Source organism: Marinospirillum perlucidum (assembly GCF_003336805.1).
Taxonomy (GTDB): domain Bacteria; phylum Pseudomonadota; class Gammaproteobacteria; order Pseudomonadales; family Halomonadaceae; genus Marinospirillum; species Marinospirillum perlucidum.
This window is the reverse complement of record NZ_QFWJ01000009.1, coordinates 69487-82176: the sequence shown is the minus strand read 5'-3', so window position 1 is coordinate 82176 and position 12690 is coordinate 69487. Positions and strand designations below refer to the sequence as shown.

The window sequence follows — 12690 nt, the reverse complement described above, 5'->3', positions numbered from 1 at the left end:
AGTTTGCTTCAAAAAACTTTTTTCACAATAAAAACAACAGGTTGTTTTAAAGATTGCAAATAGGTACGGAAATTGCCACTCACTGGTTAAACATGATAATGAGGAGCTGACCGTGAAACTGCCTGTTCTTGATAATGATACCTCCCTGGCGACATCCGAAGGATGTCAGTCCAGTGGCTGCGGCAGCAGTGATGACTCGCTAACCCATCTGCCTGAAGAAATCCGCAACAAGGTGGCTAACCACCCCTGTTTTTCGGAAAAGGCCCACCATTATTTTGCCCGGATGCACGTTGCGGTCGCTCCGGCCTGCAACATCCAGTGCAACTACTGCAACCGTAAATACGACTGCAGCAACGAGTCCCGGCCCGGGGTCGTTTCAGAGGTGCTGACTCCGGCTCAAGCCGTGAAGAAGGTCAAGGCTGTTGCAGCTGAGATTCCCCAGATGTCCGTGCTGGGGATTGCCGGACCCGGTGATCCCCTGGCCAATCCTCAAAAAACCTTTGAAACCTTCCGTCGCCTCAGTGATGAAGCACCGGATATCAAGTTGTGTGTCTCCACGAACGGCTTGAATCTGCCAGCCAGCGTGGAAGAAATCTGCAAGCACAACATTGATCATGTGACCATTACCATCAACTGCCTGGACCCCAAAATCGGGGCCAAGATCTACCCCTGGATCTACTGGGATCATCGCCGTATTCGCGGTGAGGAAGCTGCTGCCATTCTGATTGAACAGCAGCAGAAGGGGCTGGAAATGCTGGTTGAGCGCGGGGTGTTGGTCAAGGTCAACTCGGTACTCATCCCTGGCGTTAATGACCAGCACCTGAAAGAAGTTTCTCGCGTGGTTAAAGAGAAGGGGGCCTTCCTGCATAACGTCATGCCCCTGATAGCCGAAGCCGAGCATGGCACCTACTACGGTCTGACCGGGCAGCGTGAGCCCACAGCAGCCGAGGTCGAAGAAATCCAGAATAGTTGTTCCGGCGATATGAACATGATGCGTCATTGCCGTCAGTGCCGGGCGGATGCCGTGGGTCTGCTGGGTGAAGATCGCGGTGAAGAATTTACGCTCGATAAGATCGAAGCCATGGAAATCGATTACCCCGCAGCGATGGAAAAACGCGCCCAGGTGCATCAAGAAATTCTGGAAAAGCTGGATGCTGATTCCGGTGCAGCCGTTCAGCCACAAGTGCCTGCAGCCTCGCGGCCAGTACGCATGGCCGTAGCCACCAAGGGCCAGGGACTGATCAATCAGCACTTTGGCCATGCCCGTGAATTCCTGGTTTATGAAGCCTCCCCTGAAGGGGTGCGTTTTGTGAATCACCGCACCCTGCCACGCCCCTACTGTGAAGGTGGCGACACCTGCGGGGAAGATGCCGAAAGCCTGATGGCAATTGTCATCAGGGAATTGCAGGACTGTGAAGTGCTGCTAGCTTCGCGTGTCGGCTTTGAGCCCTGGAGTGCGCTGGAAGAAGCCGGTATTCAGCCCAATGGTGAACATGCATTGGAAGGCATCGAAGAAGCCATTCTGGCTGTCTACCAAAAGATGCAGGCTGAAGGTCAGCTGCAAGCCAAGCAACCAAGTTTGCAAACTGCCTAGGAGATTCTTATGGCTTACCAAATCGTTGATAAATGTGTGAACTGCACCGCCTGTGAAATGGTCTGCCCTAATGATGCCATCAGTGCGGATGTCAACCAGTTCAACATTGACCCGCTGTTGTGCACTGAATGTGCCGAGGCTTTTGCTGATCCCCAATGCACCAGTATTTGCCCTGTGGAAGGGGCAATTCTGGATGAGCTGGGTGAGGCGGTGAATCCTCCGGGTTCCCTGACAGGAATCATCCCGTTGGTTGCTGCGTGAAGGAGAGGAACAATGAATGCTCAGGTCCAGCCACCCCGGATACAGTCGCTTTATAGCTATTGGGTAGGACTGTCCGATGGTGAAATCAATTCCATCTATCTGGCGAGAATGCTGGCCGCCCAGGTGGCGGGCCATTCAGTACTCAGCGGTACCCTGGGGTTGCCCTACGAAGAGTTTACCCGCTTGATGCAGCAGTACTTTCCCGGTTCCAGCCAGTTGCCGGATAACCACGCCGAAGCAGCGCCAGTAGCGGATATTCCCGAATCCGAAGGCCTGATCCGCCTGCTGCTCAACTACCGGGCAGCCAGGGATGAGAGCGAGATCTGGCTGGCCAAGATCCTGGCCCAGGGTTGTGCAGGCAGTGAGCACCTCTGGTATGACCTGGGGCTTTGGAGCCGTGATGATCTCCAGGCCCTGATCCGTTATAACTTTCCCGGACTGGCGCGCAAAAACCATCTGGAAATGAAGTGGAAGAAATTTCTCTATCGCCAGCTGTGCCTGGATACCGGTGTCACTCTCTGCCGTTCACCCTCTTGTCAGGATTGCAACGAGTACGAAGATTGTTTTGGCCCTGAGTGATTTACTTTAGGTCAGCAGTAGATAGCTAGCCATTCCATCCAGCCGCTCTTTAATTGGCTCCCAATCGGGTATTACTTGATGCATCAGCCGGTAAAAACGCTCACTGTGGTTATGCTCTGCAATATGGCAAAGCTCATGCAGAATCACGTAATCAATGCATTCGCGCGGGGCTTTTACCAAATGGGGATTCAGAGTAATGCGCCCGTTAGGAGAACAGCTGCCCCACTGGGTTTTCATCGTTAGGATACGGATTGGTGGCTTACCAGTGACCCATAGCGTCTGTTCCAACAGGTCATTCAGGCGTTTGGCAAAGAGCTCTTTGGCACGAGCCTTGTACCAGTCGTTCAGTAGCTGTTGCACCTTCTGTGGACTTTTCTGGCGTACTGTTACTTCCAGTTTGCCTCGCAGCAGCTTCACGCCCTGAGGCTGGTCTGTCGTCTCGATCACTTTCAGCAGGTACTGCTTACCCAGATAATAATGGCTTTCACCGCTGATGTACTGACGCGGGGTGATGTGTTCCAGCTGCAGGCGGAAGTCCCGCAGTTGCTCATAAATCCAGCGGGCGCGTTTTCTCACCGCCTGCAGTACAGAAGTATCTTCAGCAGATTCCGGCGCCGCCACAACGACCCGGCAATCCGGATGGACTTTGATCTGAACCTTGCCGGTAGCTTTCGGGCGTTTCTCGCGCAAAAAAGAGATACGCTCATCGCCATAGTAAAAACTCAGTGACCGGCCTTCCGGATAGATAGGAACACTCATTCTATTTTTGGTTACCGCAACAAATGAGCTCAGCGAGCATGGTTAAGTCCAACACGGGTGATCTGTACAATCATTTCGACCAGTTTCTTTGCCTGATCCATTCCCGCACCCACTGCTTTGGTTTCTTTGAACATCAGAGGCAGTAACTTTTTGCGGATATCCGCTTCGATGTTATCTGGGTTGATGGAGTTCTCAGCAACAGACTGGGACACATGAGCATCAATCTCAAATGCCAGAGCCACCCACTTGTCCTGCACCTGCTGATCAGTAATAGAGAAAACTTCCGGCAGTACCTTTTTGAAAACACCGAAATAAGCCTGGGCATGACGATTGTTCTGAAAGGCATCCGGTATTTCAGACAACCTGCGTTGTTCCGCCTGTTCAGCGAACTCCTGAAACAACAGGTACTGCTTTAACGGATGGTCAAACAGTTTTTCTGCCTCTTCAATCGCCTGACGCAGCAGTTTTGAGAAGGCCTCCTGAGCATAAGGATCATCCTGCATCTCCTGCTCAATCATACGCGTGACACGGGTTTTGATAATATCTGTCTCGTTACGGGTCTTTTCCTCAGACCAGCTTTCCGGCTCCTGAGACTGACCCATTTTGCCAACTTCGTAAGCCCCCTCGGACTCCCGAATATCAACACCCACCACATGCTTATCCAACAGTTTTTTCACCTGCGCGGCATAAGCATCGTAATCCACCTGTTCACCGGTATCCTGTTTTACCAGACGGCGCAGATTGGACATCTCTTTAACGGTTTCTTTGTAGTGCTGACGGTCTTCAGGGGTGAAACTCTTGTCTTCAAAGAAGGTGGTCGATTGCAAAGCAACTTTCAGGCAACTGGCAAAGTTGGTCAGGGCCTCGTAGAAGTCTTCCCGTTTTTTAAGATGGGTATCCACCAGCTCTCCGGGAATCCCCGCAGTAGCATCACCGCCGCGTTCTTCTATTTTCGGCACCAACACCTGACGCAGCTGCTCAATATCCTGCTTGTTTTTTACGCCATCAAAAATAGCCCACAAGGTTTTATACAGTTGAGGCAGACGCTTATATTCCGTGCTCATCTGGTCGTACAGACCTTTAATATCATCGATGTCATAGCCACCCTGGGTACGGGAAGCAAGATCCTGATATTTGCCGATGGTGGTATCCAGTTCAGCCAGAATGCCCCGGTAGTCGATTAAATAACCAAACTCTTTTTTCGGATGCAGTCGGTTCACACGGGCAATCGCCTGAATCAGGTTGTGGCTTTTTAACGGTTTATCGATATAGAGCACCGCATTCTTGGGCTCATCAAACCCGGTGAGTAGTTTATCCACCACAATCAGCATACGCAGTGGATCTTTGTCATCGGCAAAACGCTCCAACATGCGACGGGTATAAACCTTCTCATCTTCAGAGCCGACGTTTTCCTTCCACCAACGGGTGACTTCCGGAAGTGCTGATTCATCAATGGAGCTGTTACCCTCGCGGGTATCCGGTGGGCTCATAATAATGGTGGATTCAAAACGGCTGCTTGCCGGCAGCAGGGACAACGCCTCGTCCAGATACTTTTTGTACTTAACCGCAGAGGATTTACTGTCACAGGCCAGCTGGCCATTCAGGTCATCATCCAGGTTATCGACAAAGTGGCTTGCGATATCACCGGCAATCAGCTGGATACGGTCATTGGCCTGATAAAGCTCGCCTTTCTTGGCGTACTTACGTTTAAGATCCGCCTTCTGTTCTTCTGTCAGACTGGTCGTGATGCGGTTAAAACCGGCATCTATAGCCCGCTCGTTAACATCCAGATCGGGAATCCGCTCTTCATACAGCAGAGGAGTGACGGTTTTATCTTCAACCGCCCGCTGCATGGTATAGGCATGAATGATCTTGCCGAACTTGTTCTCGGTTTTATCTTCTTTCAAAAGAGGAGTACCGGTGAAAGCAATAAAGGCCGCATTGGGCAACGCCTGACGCATCTGGATATTATTTTCACCATCCTGACTGCGGTGCCCCTCATCCACCAGAACGATAATATCGGAGCTGTCATTGCGGCATTCCGGCAGCTTGGTCGCGGTATTAAACTTCTGGATCAGCGAGAAGATAATGCGCTCGTTACCCTTGACAATCTGCTCCGCCAGGCGACGGCCAGAGGTTGCCATGGCAGCACTTTTGTCTTTTTTACTGGCCAGCTCACCGCCCGAGGTAAAGGTCGCGCTTAGTTGGGTTTCCAGATCTACCCGGTCAGTAATCACCACAATACGGCACTGTTTCAGGTCGTCGTGCAGGATCAGTGTTTTACTTAAAAACACCATGGTCAGCGACTTGCCCGAGCCTGTGGTATGCCAGATAACACCGCCTTCACGACCACCCTTAGGTTTACGCATTTTGATACGGTCGATCAGGGCTTTAATACCGAAAACCTGCTGATAACGGGCAACAATTTTGCCGTTTTTCTTATCAAACAGTGTGAAGTAGCGCACCATCTCGAACAGGCGTTCAGGGCTTAACAGGCTGATCAGCAATTCATCCTGCCCGGAAACTGACAGTTCCCCAGCTGCTATCAGGCTTTCATACCAATCCCGGTCTGCCGGTTTACGGTGGCTGAACAGGTTATCCAGCTGAGCTGAGCTGAGTCTGGTGTTTTTGATCGCCAGCTTATCGGTATCTGTCAGCTCTTCTTCACGCCAGGTCGCCCAGAACTTATCCGGAGTTGCACAGGTGCCATAACGACCGTCATAACCGTTAATCGACAGCAGCAGCTGGCTGTAGGCAAACAGATGAGGGATCTCATCCGGGCGCTGGTTGCGCAGACATTGGGAGATACCCTCACCAACCGTTGGCCCCTTATTACCATCTGGACGCTTAGCCTCAATCACCACCAGCGGAATACCGTTCACAAAACAGGCGATATCCGGGCGGCGCTTATCCTGATGGGAAGAACCCACTCCACCGGAGCGACTAACGGTAAACTCTTCGGTAAAGGTGAAGCTGTTATTCGTGATGTTTTGCCAGTCAATCAAAGCGATGGTCGGACTGACCTTTTTGCCGTCTACGAACTCTGTTACCGAGATACCGTAAAGCAGATGGTTATAGATCTTTTCGTTGGCGCTTAGCAGACCTTTGTTCAGTGCAGGGCTGCAGATCTCAGCAATCAGGTTGTCGATGGATTTCTGGGATAAAGGATATTGCTGACCGGCGTAGGTAAAACGGCGCTTTTGCAGCTCTGCCTGAAGGATCTCCCGCAGTACCACCTGATCGAACTTGCCGCCACGGGCGGTTAATGCCTGATCCGGTGGCAAAAAAGACCAGCCAAGGTTGGTCAGTAACGCTAAAGCAGGCAGTTTAGCGCTGTATTCTTCCTGGAATTTAGGGGCAGTTAGAGTGGTCATTCCTTATCCTTACGTCGCTCTTGCAGTCGGGCCTGCAGCTTTTCCAGCTCTACCAGTTCATTTTTATCTTCCGCTTCTGCCTCTGACAGTTTTCGTTGCTGATCAAACTCGCTGTATCGCTGATAAACAACCTGCTCCATCTGGGCTCTGCTAATCCGGCCTGCATTATTGAGCAAGGGTTGTTCGTTAAACTCCATAAAGCTATCCACGTATTTTCGCCAAACCGCAAGCCTAAGGTGCTGACGGTTCTTCGCCCGAAAATCAGCAAACTCGAAAAACATATTGACCAAACGGTTCAAGTGCTCGAGCTCATCTGCTTTCAGATAGTTCTTAGCGACAACAACATCTGCTTTACGTACTCTCTGGCCGGAAAAACTGTACAGATTCATATTGGGCTGGCTAGAGTCTGCTCGCTGCACAATCAGTTCCGCTGCTGTATGTCCGGTTACAGCGAAGAATAATTTGTTCTGCACTTCAGCAAAAAGCTGTCCGGTCTCTTTTTCATTGGCTCTGTAATCTTCTGATAGTGCCAAAAGATCCCGGACTTTCTGGTAAAAACGCTTTTCTGAGGAACGTATATCGCGGATACGTTCCAGCAGTTCATCAAAATAGTCCCATTTGGGATCTTTCAGGCGCTCGTCATCCATGGCAAAGCCTTTGGTGAGAAAATCACCCAAGGTTCGCGTTGCCCACTGGCGGAACTGAGTACCCCGGCTCGAACGAACACGGTAGCCCACGGCAATAATCATTGGCAGGGCGTAAAGCTTCGTCAGGTATTCTTTGCCATCATCGGCAGTTGTAAACTTTTGGTTTACAACTGCCCCTTCAGCCAGCTCACCATCTGACAATACGGCTTTTACATGCTTACTGATATTCTGTTTACTGGTCTGATAAAGCTCTGCCATTTCCAGCTGTGTCAGCCAAACTTGCCCACCCAGCTCACGTAAAACCAGCTGAGCTTTACCGTCGTCAGTGGTGTACAGAATCAGGTTGTTATCCATTGCTTATTCTCACAACCGGTCGAAAATTGATCCCTTATGAGGGGCATAAATCTTCTCGTACATGCGGGTGGCGTATTCATCGGTCATACCGGAAACATAATCACAAATCACACGCATTTTGCTCTCGTTAGCAGCTTGCGTATAACGTGCTAACGTAGATTCCGGTAGCAGGCGCTCAGGATCAGAGGCCAGTGCTTCGAACAGCTCCACAACCAGTTTCTGCCCCTTAAACTCCAATTGCTGCACACCAGTGCTTTTAATTGCTTTTGCTTTTACAAGTGCAAAAATATGCTTTCGTAACTCTTCAGTCACCGCATCCATCTTCGCATTCCATTTGAGCAAAGGTGAGACCGCATTGGGTATTCCTGACTCATCAACATAGGTGCTGGTGATACACTTGTGTACCAGTTGACCGATCATTTCTTTACGTTCGTGACTGGCATCTGAAAACAGTTTTGTACCAACAGATTCTGCATCTAATTCGCAGGCGATAAACAGTTTCTTATGCTCATCTGAAGCAAAATGCTTATCCCAGTCCTTTCGACGTATCATGCCCACAGCGATAGCATCTTCCAGGTCGTGCAAGCTGTACGAGATATCGTCCGCAAGCTCCAAAATAGACGTATCAAAAGCATGGTATGCAGCCTTAAGATGGGCAGTTTTTTTATCACATTTCAGTTTTGCAAAACCTATTCTTTCAGCTTCTTCCAGTCCCTCAAAAACCCACTTAACAACGTCGCGCTCATCATCCAAATAACATTTCGGAGGGTGCTGCTCACCTGCTTTACTCAACCAAATCTTTTCAGGCGTATTACCGTAAGCTTCAGCATTGACCGCATCGCCATAAGCAACTGGGTACTTCAGAACCCCAAGTAATAACCGGCGGGTTGGATTCATGCCATGCTGTGCAGTGTATTTATCCAGCTTAGAGAGAATACGCAGTGTCTGACCGTTACCCTCAAAACCACCATGGCCACGCATGCAGAGATTGAGTGCAACTTCACCACCATGGCCAAACGGTGGGTGGCCAATATCGTGGGCGAAGCAAATCGAGTTCATCAGAGCAGAAGGTGGTAAGGCATCAACAATTTCAGTGCAATCTTTATGTTTGGCAGCAAGCCAGCGCACAATACCAACACCGATTTGCGCGACCTCTAACGAGTGTGTTAATCGGGTCCGATAAAAGTCACTTTCACCAAGTCCTAAAACCTGAGTCTTGGATTGCAAGCGACGAAATGCAGCGGAGTGGACAAGCCGAGCATAGTCCCGCTCCCACGGGCTACGCACTTCATTAGTTTTAGCATCTTCTTTAAAGCGTCGTTCTTCCCAAATAGACATATTCATAATGACCTCCTTGTTTAATTAACTTGAACCCGGCGTTTACCTGCCAACAATTGCTGCATCAGGGCTTTTTTCTCTTGCTTCAGGTGCTCTAGCCGCTGTTGCAGGTTAGTGATTTCCTGATCGGCAGAGGAGAGAACGGCAGCAATTTTTTTCTGTTCTTCCATATTGGGTAGGTAAAGATGAAAGCCTTTAACCATTCCTGCATTTAGGTTTGATTGAGTTCCTTGCTGGCCTTGAAGTTTTATTCTTTCTTTCAAAGAGGTTAAAAAGAAATACAAAAATTCAAAGTTAAGCCCAGACTTAGGTCTAATACCTAAAATTGCTTGTGAAGAACTTAATGGCACTTCCGCTATGCTACATTCCCCAATCGATGCGTACATCGCATAAAGAACACTGTTTTTCGGATAAATACGGGCGGATGAATTTTCCAAGCCAAGTTCGGTAAGGTATTTTTCGGTTGAAGCAATCCACTTACCTTGCTTGGTCATGTCAGCGATAGATACCCACGGAATATTTCCTCCGTAATACTCTTCGATATTGGATTTTGGTGTGCCCCCGCTATTCATATCTGCCACAGTCCCCAGCCTTACCTTCTTCCACTCCCCCTGAAACCTCTCTCCATTCTCATCCAGCAGGCGCTTCTTACCCGTCAGAAGTTGCTGCATCAGGGCTTTTTTCTGCTGCTGACTGTTCGCAAGCAGCTGCTCAGTGGTGGTAATGGCCTTATCCCAAGTGGAGAGGATTTTGGCGATTTTCTTTTGTTCAGGGATAGGGGGGGTAAGTACTGGAATGCTTTCACAGTTCGTCTTATTTAAATATGGAATGGTCGTCTTAGAAGCAATACTTTCCATATAAGGCTTTTGAGTTTCTAACCAATATGCCAAATACTCGTTGTAGACATGATCGGAGCAAACAAAAGCATGTAGCTGCTGATTGAGCACAACGGGCTGACTTGCCAAAGCCACAAGCCCTAGCTCTCCGACAGCAGCCATTATAACTGCTCCCGCTGGCACGACTTTTCCTCCCGCCTCTTTTAAGACTACCTCGGAGACATAGTTAACTTGACGGATAGATGGTACGTAGCGTCCCTTTATTTCAGGAGTAGTCACCCATGGAATATCGCCATCAAAGACATTGGGTTTATTACGCCCGGGAACAATCGACTTACATATTTTCCCAACAAGGTATTTTTCCCACCCCTCAGGCACCATAACCCAGCTCCTTCAGGTACTTATCCATCTCACCTTCCAGTTCGTTCAGCTGAGCTTTCAGCTTTTCACGTTCGGCGCGTACGGCCATCAGGTCGATCTCTTCTTCTTCCTCGAAGGTATCCACGTAACGGGGGATATTCAGGTTGTAGTCGTTCTCTTTAATCTCGTCGAGGGTGGCTACATAAGCGTACTTATCGACGTTTTCACAACTGCGGAAGGTGTCCACAATTTTGCTGATATTGGCTTCGGTCAGCAGGTTCTGGTTTTTACCGGCTTTAAACTCACGGGAGGCGTCAATAAAGAGGACTTCCTCTTTGGTCTTTTGCTTTTTGAAGACTAGAATCGCAGCGGGAATACCGGTGCCGTAAAAGAGTTTTTCCGGCAGGCCGATCACCGCATCCAGCAGGTTTTCATCAATCAGCTGTTTACGGATTTTGCCCTCAGATGAGCCACGGAAGAGGACACCATGGGGCACAACCACACCCATGCGGCCTGTGGTTGGCTTCAAGGTTTCAATCATGTGCAGGATAAAGGCGTAGTCACCTTTGGTTTTTGGCGGCACACCACGACGGAAGCGGCTGAACGGGTCGTTTGCGGCTTCGTCATGACCCCATTTATCCAGCGAGAATGGTGGGTTGGCGGTCACAATATCAAACAGTTTGAGGTTGCCGTTCTGATCCAGCAACTTGGGGTTGCGGATGGTGTCACCCCACTCAATTTTGTGATTGTCTTCGCCGTGCAGAAACATATTCATTTTTGCCAGCGACCAGGTAGAGCCAATCGCTTCCTGACCGTACAGGGCGTATTCCTTGCTGTCGTGTTTCTTACGAACCTTGCTGCCGCACTTCATCAGCAAAGAGGCAGAACCACAGGCCGGGTCACAGATATCATCGCCCGGTTGCGGATCAAGCAGTTCGGCAATCAGATCCGAAACCTCTGGCGGGGTGTAGAACTCACCAGCCTTCTGGCCACCACTGGCAGCGAAATTTTTGATCAGATATTCGTAGGCGTTACCGATCACATCCAGCGTGCCCACACGGCTGGGCTTCAGGTTAAGATCCTCTTTGGCAAAGTCTTCCAGCAGGTGACGCAGAATGGTGTTTTTCTGCTTCTCTTCACCCAGCTTGTCGGTGTTGAAAGAGATATCCTGAAACACACTTTTACCGGCGTCTTTCAGCTTGGTGCCGTTGGCCTCTTCAATAGCGTGTAGCGCCTGATCGATACGCTCACCGTTACCTGGCTCGTGGCGCTTTTCGTAAAGGCTGTAAAAGCTGGCAGAAGATGGCAGAACAAAACGCTCGTTCTTCATCATCTCTTCGATCAGCTCCGGCTCATCACCGTATTCCGCTTTGTAGCCATCGTAGTGATCCTGCCAAACGTCTGAGATGTACTTCAGAAACAGCATGGTCAGGATAAAGTCTTTGTAGGTATCCGCGCTGATAGTGCCCCGGAAGGTGTCGCAAGCGTTCCAGAGGGCTTTGTTGATGTTGTCTTGATTGATCTTATCGGTACTCATCTATTTCGATTCCTTAAGCAGTTGCTGAAACATGCCTTGCATTTGGGTTTCACGATTTTTTAGCAGAGCCTGTGTCAGCTCCTGTTCCTGCTCCCACAACTGGTTGATATGCAGGATTTTCTGTTGCGTTTCCAGACTGGGGATATCCAGTGTTAACTCTTTTGCCATCTTGGCGGTCAGCATCACAATGCTACTGCCTTGGCTGCCAGCCCCTTCCGCCAGCCAGTATTGCAGTGCCGGTTGGTTCAGAGACCAGCAGAGAAATTCAGGTAATACAGCATCATTAGGTGTAATGATTAAAAACTGACTGCTGACCACAATAGGGAGGGCATCATCCTTATTTCTGGTGATATATGATGCCCGAAAATACCCACCTTTAGAGCCTCTGGCTGGCAAAATGACGGAGCCAGCACTGACAAGGGCTTTATCCTTGCCATCCCACTGAATCCTGGGTAACTGATCTGCATCCAGTGCTGACCTGTTGGTTGCCTCCCAGGTACTGCGTGCATCTTTAATTTGAGCGATATGGGCATTACCGCCTTCGCTCAGCTCGGTCACCTTGCCACGGAAGGTGAAGCCGGTCCGAATAGTGGCTAACTCACCCAGGGTTTTAATTATGCTGGTCGCTGTCATGTTTTTCACAAGATGGTGAGGTGATGGTTTGCGAGATTGCTCATGCTGGTTTTTCCTTTTTGTCTGAGGGTGTTCTTTGTCTGGTCGCATTAAGATCGTTGGTGCTTCTATCTGCCAATTTATTTTGCAGTAGGTGCTTAATGATTGCTAAGTTTGGAGTCTTGGTAGATCAATGTCAAGCTTTTATTTGCAGTAGAGCTTCTACTTTTATCAGGTAAGGAGAGCTTCAATGCAATGCCATATTGGCCTTTTGTCAGGTGTCGAACAATCCCGCCTTTTTGTGTTTGAGCAACAACCTCTCCAGCTCCTAGCAGACCGCCATTATTAAACATAATCCTTTAAAAACAGTTGGTTAAACTAATTTTGCGGCTTTTTTATTCATGGCACAGGGCTTGCGTTAATAATCAGTAAGTCGAAA

General features: G+C 49.4%; 10 protein-coding genes. 3 read left to right on the top strand and 7 right to left on the bottom strand.

Features of this window, described 5'->3' with window-relative positions; translation table 11 throughout:
* The first annotated feature begins 112 nt into the window (after nt 1-112).
* The 3 genes from nifB to DFK18_RS11470 are packed head-to-tail and all read left to right on the top strand — an operon-like array spanning nt 113 to nt 2434.
* Complete coding sequence (nifB, locus tag DFK18_RS11480) at nt 113-1594, top strand: nitrogenase cofactor biosynthesis protein NifB (RefSeq protein WP_114418405.1); 1482 nt, start codon at nt 113-115, stop codon at nt 1592-1594.
* Between the two features lie 9 nt (nt 1595-1603).
* Entirely contained in the window at nt 1604-1855 is a 252-nt protein-coding gene (locus DFK18_RS11475) for a 4Fe-4S binding protein (protein ID WP_114418404.1), read from the top strand.
* A 12-nt stretch (nt 1856-1867) separates the two neighbouring features.
* Nucleotides 1868-2434: a nitrogen fixation protein NifQ gene (locus DFK18_RS11470; protein WP_114418403.1), complete on the top strand. Its 567-nt coding sequence runs from the start codon at nt 1868-1870 to the stop codon at nt 2432-2434.
* Between the two features lie 6 nt (nt 2435-2440).
* On the opposite strand, the gene DFK18_RS11465 is transcribed toward DFK18_RS11470, so the two are convergent.
* From DFK18_RS11465 to DFK18_RS11435, 7 genes are read right to left on the bottom strand one after another with little or no spacing between them, the layout of a single operon-like run.
* A complete protein-coding gene (locus tag DFK18_RS11465; protein WP_114418402.1) occupies nt 2441-3193 on the bottom strand; it encodes a M48 family metallopeptidase in 753 nt (250 codons plus the stop codon).
* 29 nt (nt 3194-3222) lie between these two features.
* Nucleotides 3223-6567 carry a type I restriction endonuclease subunit R gene (locus DFK18_RS11460; RefSeq protein ID WP_114418401.1) on the bottom strand — a complete coding sequence of 1115 codons (3345 nt, stop codon included), beginning with the start codon at nt 6565-6567 and terminating at the stop codon, nt 3223-3225.
* Nucleotides 6564-7568: a RhuM family protein gene (gene rhuM, locus DFK18_RS11455; protein WP_114418400.1), complete on the bottom strand. Its 1005-nt coding sequence runs from the start codon at nt 7566-7568 to the stop codon at nt 6564-6566. The genes DFK18_RS11460 and rhuM overlap by 4 nt, the downstream gene beginning before the upstream one ends.
* 9 nt (nt 7569-7577) lie before the next feature.
* The gene (locus DFK18_RS11450; RefSeq protein WP_114418399.1) at nt 7578-8912 is read right to left on the bottom strand and encodes an anti-phage deoxyguanosine triphosphatase; all 1335 of its coding nucleotides are present in this window, start codon (nt 8910-8912) and stop codon (nt 7578-7580) included.
* 14 nt (nt 8913-8926) lie between these two features.
* Complete coding sequence (locus tag DFK18_RS11445) at nt 8927-10123, bottom strand: restriction endonuclease subunit S (protein WP_114418398.1); 1197 nt, start codon at nt 10121-10123, stop codon at nt 8927-8929.
* Complete coding sequence (locus tag DFK18_RS11440) at nt 10113-11639, bottom strand: type I restriction-modification system subunit M (RefSeq protein WP_114418397.1); 1527 nt, start codon at nt 11637-11639, stop codon at nt 10113-10115. The genes DFK18_RS11445 and DFK18_RS11440 overlap by 11 nt, the downstream gene beginning before the upstream one ends.
* Nucleotides 11640-12272: a restriction endonuclease subunit S gene (locus DFK18_RS11435; RefSeq protein ID WP_114418396.1), complete on the bottom strand. Its 633-nt coding sequence runs from the start codon at nt 12270-12272 to the stop codon at nt 11640-11642.
* Nucleotides 12273-12690: the final 418 nt, after the last annotated feature.